Here is a 15,381-nt window from a genome sequence, read left to right as displayed (position 1 = left end):
TGCTTTTTATTAAAAAATGTAAATCCACTATAAAATATATTTTAAATTCTTTCTCCTTGTTCAATTAACTTTTCAGAATAATCAATATCATCATTAATGTTAAAGATTTTAAATGCAACGTGCTTATAATAATATTTATTCAAATTTATTTTAATATGTTTTTTATCAATTTCAATTTGTTTATACAGTTCAATACCAATTACAAAGTATGGTTTCTGATGCTCTTCTACATTAATAAATAATGCAACGTAAGTATTCTTAATAGGAACAATATTTAAATTTGTTTTCCTAATAGCTTTTGCAATACTCTCTTTGTCAGATTTATTTACTTTTTGAAAAATATTATGCACAACTTTAATATTGACTTCTTTATTTTTAAGCTGTTCTTCCGTTAAATTTGCCAATATATCTTTTGTTATATCAATTCCACCTCTTTTATTAACCTTAAATGCATTATACGTTAAATAAGGACCTTTAAAAATAAACCAAGGACCAAATATTAGATTTAATATATTGTATTTCTTTGTAAATTTTTTAATATCCTTTTCTCTTTTTATAAATATGGCTGGTGAAAATCTTAATAAAGAAATTAACCCTAGACCAATTCTATAATTGAATAAAATAAATTTAGCTCCAGAATCAACATCTTTCTTTAGGGTTTCTAAGTCATAATCTGGTGTATTCTGTAGCTTGTAATTCATATTTAATAAGATGTTGTTGTATAAAATTAATTATGCGGTTAAGCATTAAACTCTACAAGTTCAAACCGAATGAAAAATCTGAAAAGGTATTTAGAAAGAAGTATCTACTAACGATTGAGTTTATGCGGTATTGGCTATATTTTATTATTCAAATATTAAATGTTTTTCTTTTTGAATATGTTTTAGTTGTGGTTTGTTTGGGTTTAATTTTTCGCCATTTAATACAGCATTATACTTTTCTAAATATTTTTCTGCCATTTTTTTACTGCTAAAATTTTCACATGCGTATTCATGGCATAGTTTGTTATTAAAAGCGTAATCGTTTCTAATTTTCTCGGTAATATCTTTTCTTTTATTACTTAAAAAACCAACATCACTATTAACTAATTCAGGTAAAGAACCGTAAGGTGTTCCAAAAACGGGACAACCGTAAAATAGACTTTCAATTATTGCTAATCCAAATGGTTCGTGCCATAGTACTGGAAATAATAATCCGTTTGATAATTGTAAATATTTTTCTTTTTCTTTACCGCCTAACATACCCTTAAAAGCAATTTTATTAGACAGAAAATAAGATGGCCCCATTTTAAGTACTCTTTCACTAAAACGTTTACCACCTAAAACAAATAATTCCTTGCTTTTTAATTCTTTTGTTATTTTAATTGCTCCTTTTAAATTTTTTACAGACCAAGAAGCTCTACCCAAAAAGTGATAACTGTTTTTATTTTTTTTAAAATTTGGTTTTGAATAATCACTCCAATCTAAGCCATTATACACAAATGAATTTGAGTTATATCTTTCGGCATGATTTTTAGATACAAAAACAGTATTATAATCTAAACTTGTACTGTTATTTAAATTTCCATGCATTGTAACAATATAAGGTTTGTTTAATTTAAACAAATTGGTTGGTTCATAGTTAAAATGTACAACATCAATATATTCTGGTATTTGTTTATAAATTTCTTTTTCATAATCTAAATAAATAACATTAGCAAAATCACATTCTGAACCTTTTTTTACCAAATATGAGACTTTATGACCAAGCTCTGAAAGTGCTTTACCAAGAGACCAAATAACCCTTTGTGTACCGCCGTAAAGCTTAACAGGTATTATTGAATTTTCAACTATTAAAATATTCATTATTTAATTTCTGTTTTATATTTTAAACAACCAATACATAAAAATAAAACTATCTTTATGTAGCTATTTAACAGGAAATAATAGCAGTTTTATGTTGTTGTATTTTAACTAATTATGTACAACCAAATTTAGAGTTTTCTTTCTAAAAGCAACATAGCACTTTAAGCGCATTATAAACAAGTTTTTAACAAAAAAGAGACAAATCTCTTACTAAAAAGGCGCTTTACAAACTATATTTAATTCCTTTTTAGTCACAGGATGTTCAAAAGTTAATTGTTCTGCATGTAAGTGTAAACGGTTAGCTTTGGTGCCATATAAATCGTCTCCTAGAATAGGCAAATTTAGTCCGTTACTATGGGCAGCATGCACACGTAATTGATGTGTTCGGCCCGTAATTGGATAAAAATGAATGCGAGTTTTTCCATCTTCAACCTTCACTACTTTATATTTTGTTTTTGCTGGTTTACCATGCTCATAACACACCAATTGCTGTGGGCGGTTATCTAAATCTACACGCAACGGTAAATCTATAATACCTTCTTTAGCAGCAATTTCACCATTTAAAACCGCTACATAACGCTTTTTAACCGTGCGCTTTATAAACTGTTTTTGAAGGTTTTTATGCGTTTTTTCGTTTTTTGCCACCAATAAAATACCCGATGTAGACATATCTAACCTATGCACTAACAACGGTTTAATATTAGGTAAATATTGTTGCATTTTGGTTTGCACAGACTCTAAATTGGTTTTTCCGGGAACCGATAAAAATTCGGGTGGTTTATTTACTAATAACAAATAATTGTCTTCAAACAAAATTTCTAGTGGTGCTTCATGTTTTTTAACCTTTAATATGGGGTTGTCTTCAACACTTAAGCCCTGCATCATATGCCCTAAAATAGGTTCGCATTTGCTGCGGCACGATGGGTAAAATTGTTTGTGTTTTCGTACTTCAGATTTTGGTGAAGAACCCCACCAAAATTCAGCCATGGCTATAGGTTTTAAGTTGTTTTGATATGCATATTGAAACAGTTTTGGTGCAGCACATTCTCCTGCTCCTGCGGGCGGAATTCTTACCGTGGTATTTTCAAAAATATCTAGCAAATCTTTACTTTCACCTTTGTAATTTAAAAAAGCATATTGTTGGTGTAATTGCTTTTGAAGTGACGCCGATTGTAAGCGGCGTTTTTCTTTTAAAGCGTTTAATGTTGTTTGTAATTTTTCAAATTGAGATTTAGCAGTGTCTATTTTAAGTTTCCAATCGGTTTTTAAATCTTTCAACCTAAAATGATAGTAAATACTTTCATTTTTAAGTTTTTCAAGCAAATGTTGATAAGCTTCGGGTGATAATTTTTCAGCTTCAGAATCTCTAAGTTTATTGCGTTTAGCTTTCTTTTCTTTTATGGTTTGTTTTAACGCTTGTAATTCGGTTTCATAAGTATTTAAACAAATATCTAAATTGTTTTTTGCTGAAATATATGCTTCAGAATTTTCTAAAACTTCAATATCTCTATTTATAGCATTTAATTCTTGTTCACCTATTTTGTAAAATCCTTCCGGATTCAATGTATCATAAACCGTAGGCACAAAGCCTTTATGCTGATTACTTTCGGCTAGTTTGCCAGAAAAGGCTGCTAAATATCCTAAGTTATTGGCTTTATCTTTAACCACCATTACCCCAAACATTTTCCCAATTACTAATCCTTTGGCATTGGGTTTTAATCCGAAATTATGATTAAATCTGGCTTCATTTTCAAGGTAACCTTGCAAATCTTCAGCAGCTAAAACACTTAACTCATGCGGTGTGTAATAAAACGGAAAGGTAAATTGTGATGGTAAAGCTATTTCTTTTTTTGGTTGAAGCGAATGAAAAAGGGTATCTGTAAATTTAGAATTGGGCATCTTTTAAAAAATCTCCGGAAACTATGCGGTTTTGTGGGTTTACATTTTGGTTGTAAAGATACACCCAAGCATTGTAAACACGATTATTTTTTGTAAAAACTGTAACTTTTTGACGTATAAACAAGCTTTCTTTTTGGTTATTTGGGTTAAAACCTTCATAATCATCTAAAACATCAAAAATATTATTTGTTAGTTTTACCAATGTCCCGTGAACTTTTTGGGTATTATCATTACTTAAAATAGCACCTGGAAACCACGATATTTTATATAATTGACCTGTAAAATAACCTTTTGAAATTATGGTGGCATGTGCTTTTAAAAACACCGACATTTCGTTTTCAGCATTTTGTAATAATGTGCCGTAAACAAAAAGATAGTGTGGCGCCAATTAAACAAAGGTTTCTAATTGTACATCATTAATAGCTCCGTGTGAAGCATGCGCTACGGTTTGCCCATTTTTTATAACCAATAGTTGTGGAGACTCGTGCAGCACTTGAAATTTATAACCAACCTCGTTTGATACGTCTCTGTAATTTAATAAATCTAGATAATACAAATCTAAATCAGTTTCTGTTAAACTATAAGCATCTATAAACTGGTTCATTACCATACGGCTAATACCGCAACGTGTTGAGTGTTTAAAAATAACTTGCGTTTTAGTTTCAGATTTTTCTTGAATATCTTTTAACTGCTCTAGGTTGTTTAACGCAATCCAAGGCAATACTTTTTCTTCTTTGGGTTCACCAGAACCTCCAAATATTTTATTTAAAATTCCCATTAATATTTTAACTTTATTGTTAAGTCGGCTTTATTAACATTACTTACACACTGACTAAAAGTCATTTAAAACAAGTTAAAAACCGACAATTTGTCTTACAAATCCTATTGGTAAGATTATTGACTATTACCCAATGTAAAGAAAAACAAATTTTAGCTATGAACTTTAATAATTATACAATAAAATCACAAGAGGCCATACAACAAGCGCAACAAATAGCGCAAGGTTTTGGCCACCAACAAATAGAAAATGAACACCTTTTTAAAGGTATTTTTGAAGTAGATGAAAACGTACTACCATTTATTTTAAAAAAACTAAATGTAAATGTTAGCATTTTAAAACAAGCCTTAAACAAGCAATTGGAAAGTTTTGCCAAAGTAACTGGAACCGATTTAATGTTGTCTCGCGAAGCCGGAAAAACGCTTAACGAAGCTGCTAATATTGCTAAAAGTAAAAAAGATGATTACGTATCTATTGAGCATTTAATTATGGCCGTTTTTAAATCTAAAAGCAAAATTGCCCAAATGCTAAAAGACCAAGGCGTAACTGAAGTTACATTAAACGCAGCCGTTAATGAACTTCGCAAAGGCGAAAATGTAACATCGCAAAGTCAAGAAGATACTTATAATTCTTTAAATAAATACGCCAAAAATTTAAACCAATTGGCTAAAGATGGTAAGTTAGATCCGGTTATTGGTAGAGATGAAGAAATACGACGTATACTTCAAATTTTATCGCGCCGTACCAAAAACAACCCTATTTTAGTTGGTGAACCTGGTACAGGAAAAACCGCCATTGCCGAAGGTTTAGCACATAGAATTATTGATGGTGATATTCCTGAAAACCTAAAAGACAAACAAATTTTTGCTCTAGATATGGGCGCACTCATTGCCGGCGCCAAATATAAAGGTGAATTTGAAGAGCGCTTAAAAGCTGTTATTAAAGAAGTTACAACTAGTAACGGTGATATTGTTTTGTTTATTGATGAAATACACACACTTGTAGGTGCCGGCGGTGGCCAAGGCGCCATGGATGCAGCCAATATTTTAAAACCCGCTTTAGCCCGTGGTGAATTAAGAGCCATTGGTGCAACAACTTTAGACGAGTATCAAAAATATTTTGAAAAAGACAAAGCCTTAGAGCGCAGATTCCAAAAAGTAATGGTTGATGAGCCAGATACAGAAAGCGCTATTTCAATACTACGCGGTATAAAGGAAAAGTATGAAACACATCATAAAGTACGTATTAAAGACGAAGCTATCATTGGTGCAGTTGAACTTTCAACACGCTACATTACAAACCGTTATTTACCAGATAAGGCTATTGATTTAATGGATGAAGCTGCTTCAAAATTACGTATGGAAATCAATTCTAAACCTGAAGAATTAGATGTTTTAGACAGAAAAATTATGCAGTTAGAAATTGAAATTGAAGCCATTAAACGCGAAAAAGATGAAAGTAAGTTAAAATCCCTTCGTTCAGATTTAGCCAATTTAAAAGAAACACGTAATGATATTAATGCTAAATGGAAGAGTGAAAAAGAAGTAGTTGATAATATTCAAAATACAAAACAAGATATTGAAAACTATAAACTAGAAGCCGAACGTGCAGAACGCGATGGTGATTATGGTAAAGTAGCCGAATTACGCTACGGTAAAATTAAAGAAGCCCAAGAGTTACTTGAAACATACCAAAAACAATTACAAGCTCAGGCCGATAATTCACTTATAAAAGAAGAAGTCACTTATGATGATATTGCTGAAGTTGTAGCAAAATGGACAGGTATACCGGTTACTAAAATGCTACAAAGTGAACGCGAAAAACTTTTAAAATTAGAAGATGAATTACACAAACGTGTTGTTGGCCAAGAAGAAGCCATTGAAGCCGTAAGTGATGCCGTTAGACGTAGCAGAGCAGGATTACAAAATCCGCAAAAACCTATTGGCACCTTCCTATTTTTAGGAACAACTGGTGTTGGTAAAACAGAGTTAGCTAAGGCCTTAGCCGAGTATTTATTTGATGATGAAAATGCCATGACTAGAATTGATATGAGTGAATACCAAGAGCGTCATGCAGTGAGCCGTTTGGTTGGGGCGCCTCCAGGATACGTTGGTTATGATGAAGGTGGCCAATTAACCGAAGCTGTAAGACGTAAACCTTACTCTGTTGTGCTTTTAGATGAAATTGAAAAAGCACACCCAGACACCTTTAATATTTTATTACAAGTTTTAGATGAAGGTAGATTAACGGATAATAAAGGCAGAATTGCAGATTTTAAAAACACCATTATTATCATGACATCTAACATGGGTAGTAACATTATTCAAGAGCGTTTTGAAGCCACAAAAGATATTAATTCTGCTATTGAAACAGCAAAATTAGATGTGCTAGCTTTGTTAAAACAAAGCGTGCGCCCAGAGTTTTTAAATAGAATAGATGACACCATTATGTTTACTCCTTTATCAAAAGAAAATATTGTAAACATTGTAGGCCTACAACTTAAAGCTATTACAAAAATGATAGCACAACAAGGTATTACCTTTGATGCTACAACCGAAGCTATTGCTTATTTAGCACAAAAAGGATATAATCCAGAATACGGAGCAAGACCCGTTAAAAGGGTTATTCAAAAAGAAGTTTTAAATGCTTTAAGTAAAGAAATATTAGCTGGTAAAGTAACCACAGATAGCATTATTTTATTAGATGCTTTTGATGATAATTTGGTTTTTAGAAACCAAGGCGATTTGGTTACCGAAGAGTTTTAATTTTAGTTTGGTTAGTTAGTTTAAAAGCAACCTTTAATTCAGTAAATTGAATTAAAGGTTGCTTTTTTAGCATCTACTAAAACGTGTAATAAAATTCTTTAAAATTCGATTAAAACAATCAAAACTTCGATTAAAATCTTAAAAAATAGTCAAAATACAATTTTTTGACTTTTAAGAAGTTAAAAAAAACTGATGTGTATTTCATCGAAAAACATAAAACTAAGTCCTTAAATATGGCAATAATTTATAATTTAGTGAAAATGTTTGTCCCCAACAACACATAATTTCCCTCATTTTTTAACATTAATAGCTTCTATTTTACACTAATAAAATAGAAAAAAACCTACTTATAACTATGAATTTATTTGAGCACATTGAATTTACACAACTCACCCCAAAAACTACCGAAAGAGATATTATTGATTTTTGCCTTGAAGCCAAAAAACAAAATGCCAATGCCGTTTGTGTAAACAGTTGCTACGTACCATTAGCTAAAGAATTACTTGAAAATAGTGATATAAAAATAGCGTCTACAATAGCGTTTCCTTTTGGGGCAGCCAATACTCCAACCAAAATAAAAGAAGCACAAACAGCCATAGAAAATGGTGCTAATGAAATTGATATGGTTATAAACATAGGGCTACTAAAAAGCAAAAATTATGTATCTGTTTTAAAAGACATTAGTGATGTTAAATTAGCCATTGGAGCTGTACCTTTAAAAGTTATTTTAGAAATATCTGAACTCAATAAAAACGAAATTATAAAAGCTTGCCAAATATGTTTAGATGCCAACGTAGATTATATTAAAACATCTACTGGTTTTTCAAAAGGTGGCGCCACTTTTACAGTGGTAAAAATTATAAAGAAAACCGTAAAAAACTACGTTAAAATATGTGCTTCAGGAGGCATAACTGATAGCGATATAGCCAATAAATTTTTAGACATTGGCGTAGATAGAATAAGCACAAACACTACATTTAAAATTAGTGCAATTTCAGCATAAAACTTAAAACACAACAAAATAATACAAAAGAGCTTTTTTAGGCTCTTTTTTTTGTTTTAAACTAACGTAAATCATAATTTAAACCTTTAAAAATTAGCATTTTTGTTAAAACAAGCATTATGAAGCCACTTAACACTTACATAGACCACACATTATTAAAAGCAACAGCTACAAAAAATGATATTATTGCTTTATGTGAAGAAGCCAAAACCTACCAGTTTTTTTCGGTGTGTGTTAATAGTTGCTACGTAAAATTAGCAAAAGCACAGCTAAAAAACACACCCGTTAAAGTATGTTGTGTTATTGGGTTTCCGTTAGGTGCCATGTCTACACAAGCTAAAGTTGCCGAAACTAAAGCAGCCCTAAATGATGGCGCTGATGAAATTGATATGGTTATTAATGTTGGGCTATTAAAAAGTAAAGATTTTGATGCCGTTTGGCAAGATATTGAAGCTGTAAAAGCCATCATGCCAAATAACGTTTTAAAAGTTATTTTAGAAACCTGTTACCTTAATGAGGTTGAAATAATTAAAGCCAGTGAATTAGCCATACAAAGCGGCGCCAATTTTATTAAAACTTCAACAGGATTTGGTACAGGTGGTGCTACTATTGAAGATGTAAAACTCATGAAAAGCGTTTGCAAATCATGCGTTAAAATAAAAGCGTCTGGAGGTATTAGAGATAAAAAAACTGCTTTAGAATATATAAATTCAGGTGTTGAAAGACTTGGTACATCATCAGGAATAGCTATTGTTAATAACGAAACTTCAAATTCAAAATATTAAAAAATGAGTGTACATATTGAAGCAAAAAAGGGAGATATAGCTGAAACTATTTTATTACCAGGAGATCCGTTACGCGCAAAATGGATTGCCGAAACTTTTTTTGAAAATCTGTTTTGCTTTAATAATGTTAGAGGTATGCTTGGTTACACTGGCACTTATAACGGGCAACCTATTTCTGTAATGGGTACAGGCATGGGCTTGCCTTCTATTTCAATTTATACACACGAGTTGATTACTGAATACAATGTAAAAAACTTAATACGTGTTGGTAGTGCCGGTTCATACCAAAAAGATGTTAAAGTTAGAGATGTGGTTTTAGCTATGGCTGCCTCCTCAAATTCCGGATTAAACCGCCAACGCTTTAATGGTGCCGATTATGCGCCTACAGCAAGTTTTAATTTATTTTTAAAAGCCATAAACGCCGCTAAACAAAGGCAAATAGCCGTTAAGGCTGGTAATGTTTTAACATCGGATGCTTTTTATGCCGATAATTTTGAAGATTACAAAAAATGGGCAAATTTTGGTGTGCTTTGTGTTGAAATGGAAACCGCTGGCCTATACACCATTGCTGCTAAACACAACGTTAACGCTTTGAGTATTTTAACAATTTCAGATTCTTTAGTTACTGGCGAACGTTTATCAAGTATGGAGCGCCAAACCTCATTTAAAGACATGGTTGAAATTGCTTTAGCTTTAAACTAATGTGCAATAACCTCAACGTTTTCTAATTCAATTTTTGAAAGTAGTTCTAAATCATTTTTATTAAAAGCTTCTTCCAATAATTCTAGTTTTACTGTTTCGCTTTTAGGTTTGTAATTATTATAATCTACCACCCTAACACCATTTATAAAACGCTCATTGTAAGCCTCTCTAAAACGTAAACCAACACCGTGTTCCTCTTCATATGAATACGCTAAATATGCTACTTTAAATGTTTTTGGATTTATAAAATACATAAATACATCTTCAAAATCTCCTCCTCCTCCATTTTCGTTAAAAGTTACTTTTATTTTATGAAACGTTTTACCTTTAATTTCAACATCTTTAACATACGTTTTGTTAACTGCTTTATCATTTAAACCAAACGGCAACATTGAAAAATAGTGCACAGAATTTACTGAAGCTGCATATTTTGGTACTAAGTTATTTGCAACTTTTACGGGTTTGCTATTAATAATTCTTTCAAAACCTTTATTAAATAACCAATCTGTAATTGTGTCATTTTCAGCAATAAAATGTCTTCCTAATTTAAAATTACCTAACTGCCTTATAGCGGTGTATTGTTTATTTCTAAAATTAAATTTTATGGTAGCATTTTTAATAATATTTCCTCCTGAAATTTCAATTGCTTTATTTATAATGGTGTTAGCTGATAGTTTTTCTTCTTGCTTGCAACTGAAAAATAAAATACTAATTATTAAAACGATGCCTGTATTTTTTATCATTATTTGTATTTTTAAAAGTAAGTCGTTAGTCTATAAAAATATTTACAATTATTTGAATTTAAACTGTATGTTTTGCCCTGTATATTTTTGTGAAATTGTATGAATACCCATTTCTGTAAGTTGCAAAACTCTTGGATAACCACCTGTTGTTTGGCAATCACGCATTAAAACTATAAGTTTTCCAGATGGTGTTAACTGCACTGTACCAGGCTTTACTAATGAGGTTATAATAGGTTTTAATTCATTCTTTAATGGTTCATTAAGTTGATAGGCCATTCTATTATTATCTTTTGAAACACTGAAAGTATTACTTAACAAAAACTTTTTTTGGTCTTCGGAAAGTTGATCAAATTCAGGACCTTTGTAGGCTTCAATGTTATTTGTATCTAAATACTTGTTTAATACATTTACAGAAGCATTAGCATGCGCACCAACATTATTGAAAGAAGCAATTTTTAAAACATCACCTTTTTCAACTTTACTTTTAGGAGTAATATTTTGATACATACTATAACTTCCTAAAACTTTATCTGTTTTAAAGCCACCCTGAACAGCCAAATACGCACGAAACCCTTTTTTAAGTTTTCCAAAGGAAAGCACATTGCCATTTTTAACTAAAATTGACTTGTTGTTAAAAATGGGGTTGTTATTTAGTTTTGGCGACATATCTGCCCCGGAAATGCAAATTCTAGTATTAGTTTCAAATTGTAATTTTGGCCCTAACATGGTAATTTCCATAACTGGTAAATTTAGCGTATTACCTAAAATAGCATTAGCAAATGAAGCAGATTGTGTATCCATTACTCCAGAATATGGCACACCGTAATTATGAAAACCAAACCTTCCTAAATCTTGTATGGAAGCATACATTCCTGCATTTAAAACCTTAATCATTAATCACCTCACTTTCTATTTGGTAAACACCAGCATCTACTAATGTTTTTATATTGGTATGTTGCTCTAAAGATATTGGATAAAACTGAATTTCATCTCCTGCATTGGCAAAACACGGCGTTTGTTCTTGAATATTGAAAAAGTTAATTGGTGAGTTTCCTATAATATTCCAACCTCCGGGACTTTCACTTGGATAAATACCTGTTTGCTCACCGCCAATACCTACAGCACCTTTTTCAATTTTTAATCTTGGAGACGCTTTTCTTGGTGTGTGAAGTAATTTATTTAACCCACCCAAATAAAGAAAACCAGGTAAAAAACCAATAAAATAAACAGTATAAATGGTGTTAAAATGGCATTTTACAACCTCATCAACAGTCATGTTTTTAGCATGAGCAATGGCCTCTAAATCAATACCAAATTTACTATTATAACATACTGGTATGCGCCATCTTTTAAAAGTGTGTTTTTCTATATTACCTTCAGTTTTATAAATGGTTTTTAATTCATTTATTTTTAATTCAAAATCAATATTCAAATCATTAAAGCTAACTAAAACAGAATTATACGCGTGATTAATTTCTTTAATAGTTTTTACTTTTTCTAGCTTTGTTTTAAAACTTAAAATGTCTTTAAGAATTTCTTTGCTTATAATTTGAGGCCATTCTATTAAAACAGATTGCGCACCAAATGGTTTGTATTTAAGTTGGTAAAACACTAATTATTGTACTTTAATTTGGTTTTTACGTAAATGCTTATAAAGCTGTTTTAAAAGCGCTAAAGCTTTGGGGTTATCTCCATGAACGCACACGGTTTCTGCCAAAATAGGAATTTCGGTATTATTAATGGTTTTTACTTTTTTGAAAGCCACAATATTTAATACATGGTTTACTAAAGTATCAGCATCGTGTATTACCGCATTATTTTCTTTTCTAGATACCAAACTTAAATCATCATTATAATTCCTATCTGCAAATGCTTCATAAGTTATAGAAATCCCTTGTTTTTTTGCCAAATGTGCAATAACCGATTTATAAGGTACGTATAACTGCACAGGTTTGTGCATGCTTTTAATAACTTCAATAATTACATTGGCCACCTTTTCGTTTTTTGCAGCTAAATTATAAAGTGCACCGTGTGGTTTTATATGATGAAGCGTAGCATTTTCTTTGTGCAATACTTTTTGCAAATCTGTAATTTGATGTTTTAATGTTGTGAATAACGCTGCGCATGACATATTCATATTAACACGTCCAAAATTTTCCTTATCAGGAAATGAAGGATGCGCACCAATTTTAACTTTATGTTTTTTAGCTAGTTTTACTACCTCATGCATTGAAACTTCATTACCAGCATGCCCACCACAGGCAATGTTGCAAGAAGATATGTAAGGCATTAAATAGGTTTCATTTCCAATACCTTCGCCAACATCAGCATTTATATCAACAACAAGATGATTCATTAAATTTTTATAAAAACACTTTCATTAGAGCAACCACTGAAAGTAATATTGTTATTCCTAAGATAATAAAACCTAGAATATTTTGCTTTGTATTGTTCTTATATTTTCCAAGAACCGATGCTTTATTCATTATAAAAATTAAAATTGCAGCTATAACGGGTAGTAAAATACCGTTAGTCACTTGCGCAAACTTAATAATTTCAATGGGTTTAATATTGGTTGATGACAGTACAACACCAAGTATTAAAATAAACATCCAAACACCTCGAAATTTTAATGATTTTAAGTTAGAAGTCCACCCTAAACAACCAGAGGCAACAAAAGCTGCCGCCAAAGGCGCCGTTATAGCGCTTGTTATACCTGCAGCAAATAAACCTGTTGCCAAAAAATACTTGGCAAAACTACCAAATAAGGGTTCTAGTCCTTTGGCTAAATCTGCTGCATTATTAACAGATGTATCTTGAATAGCTGAAGCGGAAATTATAATACACATTGAAACTAAACCACCTAAAACAACCGCAATAAAAGTGTCTTTTCTTGCAGTGGCTAAATTTGATGTTTTTTTCCACTTTTCTTTTACCAAAGAAGCATGTAAAAAAAGATTGTACGGTACTACGGTAGTTCCTATAAGCCCAACAACAATTAGCAAACTATTCTTTGGAAACTTTGGTATAAAGGCACCTTTTAGTATAAGTAGTATATCTGGTTTTGTTAAAATAGCACAAGTAAAAAAAGCCAAACTCATTAAAACAACAAGCATTATTAGCGCACGCTCAATAATTTTATAGTTACCTAAATAAAGTAGAACAAATGCCAATGCTCCTATTACTAGACTAAAACTTTTAAAAGAAACACCAAATAAATTAAAAGAAGCTTGCCCTAAAACAGCTTCAAAACCCAAAACACCACCAGAGATATTTCCGGCTTCGTAAGCTGCATTTCCAATTACAATAGCTGCTAAAATTAAAATTATTATTATTGTTTTGAATACAGGAATTTTAATTTCTTCTCTTATAATTTCTGAAAGCCCTTTTTGGGAAACAATACCCAATCTTGCTGCCATTTCTTGAAGAATCACCGTAGCAAAAACAGACAGTACCATTGCCCACAGCAAAGCATACCCAAAATTAACACCAGCTATAGTGCACATTGTTACGGTACCCGGACCAATAAAAGCTGCGGCAACTAACGGGCCAGGGCCAATGTTTTTAAACCACCTTTTAATCACTTTTAGCAGCATTTAACGCATAAATTGCAAAACTACCAAGCCAATGTCCGCCCATATAATCATCACCAAAAATACTTGGTAAGGAATAGTTAATATGCTTATTGGCAACATTTTTTAAGTGGTTATATTCTGGCAGCCCTTTAGTAATTTCATATAAATTCCAAGCTCTAGAAAAGTTTACACCATCTAAATGCACTAAATGCCCATCGGTTCTATCTGAAACTTCACCTGGTTTTAAGCTATAATTTTCATCCTTTAATTGAGGCAAAAATTCTTCTAACCAAATTTTATAATCTTTAAGAGGTAGTAAGCGTTTCATTAAAGCAGCTTCTTCTAAACAAGGCGATAAAAAATCACTTCCGCTAGGTTCCCAACTCATGGGACAATTTGTGTCATTCTTAAAGAAAAATAACGCTCTATCTTTAATTGCTTTTTTTAAGGCTTCATGTTTTACGGTTTCGGCATAATCAAAGGCAAAAGATAACCCAAAAGCTGTGTTAGTATGTGTTCCAACACGTAATGCGTAATTTAGTTTTGGTAAATATTCTATATACTTATTGCAAATTAAATTTGTTAGTGGTTGTAAGTTTTGCTCTAAAACTCTTGCTGTTTCATCATCCCAAGTGTGTAACTCTTCGGCTAATTTTAACAACCATGTCCAGCCGTAAGTGCGCTCATAATTTGTATTATGTTTTCCTTTGAAATAAGCCACTTCTGCTTCAATGTTTTCTTTTGAGATATTTTTAAGCAAACGTTCTTTTATATGTTCTGCTTTTTCTAAATCTGGAAACATTTTTAATAATTTAACCAAACTCCAATGCGCATGTACCGATGAATGCCAATCAAAACATCCATAAAATGCTGGGTGTAGTACTTCCGGAGATTTTAAATCTTCATCACTGCCCAATGTTTGCGATAACCTATTAGGGTATTCTATATTTATACAATGCAAAGGTAATTCGGCTAATTTATTTGCCTGAGCTAAATCTAAATCTGGCAACTGTTCAATAACAATTGGTGCTTCTTTATCTGTTTTTTCAGAAGTTTTTTTATGCGTTTGGTTACAAGCAATAAAACTCAAGATTATTAAAATAAGTATATGTTTCTTCATTTAAGTATGTTTATTATTTACTAATAATGACGTTTTAAAAGCTAAAAACCCCTATTTAACCAATTATTGCCCTTTTTTGACTATTTGTTGCATATATAAAATATGGTCAAACTTTATTAATAAATATATTTGTGTTTGAGTAAATATAAAACATCTAAACTAAATTT

General features: G+C 31.3%; 15 protein-coding genes. 4 read left to right on the top strand and 11 right to left on the bottom strand.

What is annotated here, in order from left to right; genetic code table 11:
• Nucleotides 1-41: 41 nt before the first annotated feature.
• The 5 genes from ACXAG4_RS10675 to ytxJ form a co-directional block, all read right to left on the bottom strand.
• Nucleotides 42-701 carry a hypothetical protein gene (locus ACXAG4_RS10675; protein WP_475296077.1) on the bottom strand — a complete coding sequence of 220 codons (660 nt, stop codon included), beginning with the start codon at nt 699-701 and terminating at the stop codon, nt 42-44.
• A gap of 144 nt (nt 702-845) precedes the next feature.
• Nucleotides 846-1,844, bottom strand: a complete 999-nt coding sequence (locus ACXAG4_RS10670; RefSeq protein WP_475296076.1) for a glycosyltransferase — start codon at nt 1,842-1,844, stop codon at nt 846-848.
• 210 nt (nt 1,845-2,054) lie between these two features.
• A complete protein-coding gene (locus ACXAG4_RS10665) occupies nt 2,055-3,743 on the bottom strand; it encodes an RluA family pseudouridine synthase (RefSeq protein ID WP_475296075.1) in 1,689 nt (562 codons plus the stop codon).
• A complete protein-coding gene (locus ACXAG4_RS10660) occupies nt 3,730-4,131 on the bottom strand; it encodes a gamma-glutamylcyclotransferase family protein (RefSeq protein ID WP_475296074.1) in 402 nt (133 codons plus the stop codon). The genes ACXAG4_RS10665 and ACXAG4_RS10660 overlap by 14 nt, the downstream gene beginning before the upstream one ends.
• Nucleotides 4,132-4,521, bottom strand: coding sequence for a bacillithiol system redox-active protein YtxJ (ytxJ, locus tag ACXAG4_RS10655; protein ID WP_475296073.1), 390 nt, complete (start codon nt 4,519-4,521; stop codon nt 4,132-4,134).
• Nucleotides 4,522-4,679: 158 nt separating this feature from the next.
• Here ytxJ and clpB point away from each other — a divergent pair, with 158 nt between their 5' ends.
• From clpB to deoD, 4 genes are all read left to right on the top strand, one after another.
• A complete protein-coding gene (clpB, locus tag ACXAG4_RS10650; protein WP_475296072.1) occupies nt 4,680-7,286 on the top strand; it encodes an ATP-dependent chaperone ClpB in 2,607 nt (868 codons plus the stop codon).
• Nucleotides 7,287-7,641: 355 nt separating this feature from the next.
• On the top strand, nt 7,642-8,289 hold the full coding sequence (gene deoC / locus ACXAG4_RS10645; protein ID WP_475296071.1) for a deoxyribose-phosphate aldolase: 648 nt from the start codon (nt 7,642-7,644) through the stop codon (nt 8,287-8,289).
• A 119-nt stretch (nt 8,290-8,408) separates the two neighbouring features.
• Nucleotides 8,409-9,074 (top strand): deoxyribose-phosphate aldolase, encoded by a 666-nt coding sequence (gene deoC, locus ACXAG4_RS10640; RefSeq protein ID WP_475296070.1) that lies wholly within the window; start codon nt 8,409-8,411, stop codon nt 9,072-9,074.
• A 3-nt stretch (nt 9,075-9,077) separates the two neighbouring features.
• The gene (gene deoD, locus ACXAG4_RS10635; protein ID WP_475296069.1) at nt 9,078-9,776 is read left to right on the top strand and encodes a purine-nucleoside phosphorylase; all 699 of its coding nucleotides are present in this window, start codon (nt 9,078-9,080) and stop codon (nt 9,774-9,776) included.
• Here the strand turns inward: deoD and ACXAG4_RS10630 are convergent.
• From ACXAG4_RS10630 to ACXAG4_RS10605, 6 genes are read right to left on the bottom strand one after another with little or no spacing between them, the layout of a single operon-like run.
• Entirely contained in the window at nt 9,773-10,519 is a 747-nt protein-coding gene (locus ACXAG4_RS10630; protein ID WP_475296068.1) for a DUF6503 family protein, read from the bottom strand. The genes deoD and ACXAG4_RS10630 overlap by 4 nt on opposite strands.
• 48 nt (nt 10,520-10,567) lie before the next feature.
• On the bottom strand, nt 10,568-11,413 hold the full coding sequence (locus ACXAG4_RS10625) for a 5-oxoprolinase subunit C family protein (RefSeq protein ID WP_475296067.1): 846 nt from the start codon (nt 11,411-11,413) through the stop codon (nt 10,568-10,570).
• Nucleotides 11,406-12,131, bottom strand: a complete 726-nt coding sequence (gene pxpB, locus ACXAG4_RS10620) for a 5-oxoprolinase subunit PxpB (protein ID WP_475296066.1) — start codon at nt 12,129-12,131, stop codon at nt 11,406-11,408. Before pxpB ends, ACXAG4_RS10625 begins: the two co-directional genes overlap by 8 nt.
• Nucleotides 12,132-12,134: 3 nt before the next feature.
• Complete coding sequence (gene pxpA, locus ACXAG4_RS10615; protein WP_475296065.1) at nt 12,135-12,875, bottom strand: 5-oxoprolinase subunit PxpA; 741 nt, start codon at nt 12,873-12,875, stop codon at nt 12,135-12,137.
• Between the two features lie 7 nt (nt 12,876-12,882).
• The gene (locus tag ACXAG4_RS10610) at nt 12,883-14,103 is read right to left on the bottom strand and encodes an Nramp family divalent metal transporter (protein ID WP_475296064.1); all 1,221 of its coding nucleotides are present in this window, start codon (nt 14,101-14,103) and stop codon (nt 12,883-12,885) included.
• Nucleotides 14,096-15,214, bottom strand: a complete 1,119-nt coding sequence (locus ACXAG4_RS10605; RefSeq protein ID WP_475296063.1) for a DUF2891 domain-containing protein — start codon at nt 15,212-15,214, stop codon at nt 14,096-14,098. Before ACXAG4_RS10605 ends, ACXAG4_RS10610 begins: the two co-directional genes overlap by 8 nt.
• Nucleotides 15,215-15,381 lie beyond the last annotated feature (167 nt).

Source organism: Seonamhaeicola sp. ABD4_175, from assembly GCF_056160885.1.
Note: the sequence above shows the minus strand (reverse complement) of the source record. Positions and strands in the feature narration are given on the sequence as shown.

Bases quoted from the DNA above. Each gene is read 5' to 3' on its own strand.
- deoC (WP_475296071.1), top strand. From the start codon at position 7,642: ATGAATTTATTTGAGCACATTGAATTTACACAACTCACCCCAAAAACT.
- ACXAG4_RS10675 (WP_475296077.1), bottom strand. From the start codon at position 701: ATGAATTACAAGCTACAGAATACACCAGATTATGACTTAGAAACCCTA.
- ACXAG4_RS10630 (WP_475296068.1), bottom strand. From the start codon at position 10,519: ATGATAAAAAATACAGGCATCGTTTTAATAATTAGTATTTTATTTTTC.
- ytxJ (WP_475296073.1), bottom strand. From the start codon at position 4,521: ATGGGAATTTTAAATAAAATATTTGGAGGTTCTGGTGAACCCAAAGAA.
- ACXAG4_RS10625 (WP_475296067.1), bottom strand. From the start codon at position 11,413: ATGATTAAGGTTTTAAATGCAGGAATGTATGCTTCCATACAAGATTTA.
- ACXAG4_RS10605 (WP_475296063.1), bottom strand. From the start codon at position 15,214: ATGAAGAAACATATACTTATTTTAATAATCTTGAGTTTTATTGCTTGT.
- ACXAG4_RS10670 (WP_475296076.1), bottom strand. From the start codon at position 1,844: ATGAATATTTTAATAGTTGAAAATTCAATAATACCTGTTAAGCTTTAC.
- clpB (WP_475296072.1), top strand. From the start codon at position 4,680: ATGAACTTTAATAATTATACAATAAAATCACAAGAGGCCATACAACAA.
- deoD (WP_475296069.1), top strand. From the start codon at position 9,078: ATGAGTGTACATATTGAAGCAAAAAAGGGAGATATAGCTGAAACTATT.
- ACXAG4_RS10665 (WP_475296075.1), bottom strand. From the start codon at position 3,743: ATGCCCAATTCTAAATTTACAGATACCCTTTTTCATTCGCTTCAACCA.
- pxpA (WP_475296065.1), bottom strand. From the start codon at position 12,875: ATGAATCATCTTGTTGTTGATATAAATGCTGATGTTGGCGAAGGTATT.
- deoC (WP_475296070.1), top strand. From the start codon at position 8,409: ATGAAGCCACTTAACACTTACATAGACCACACATTATTAAAAGCAACA.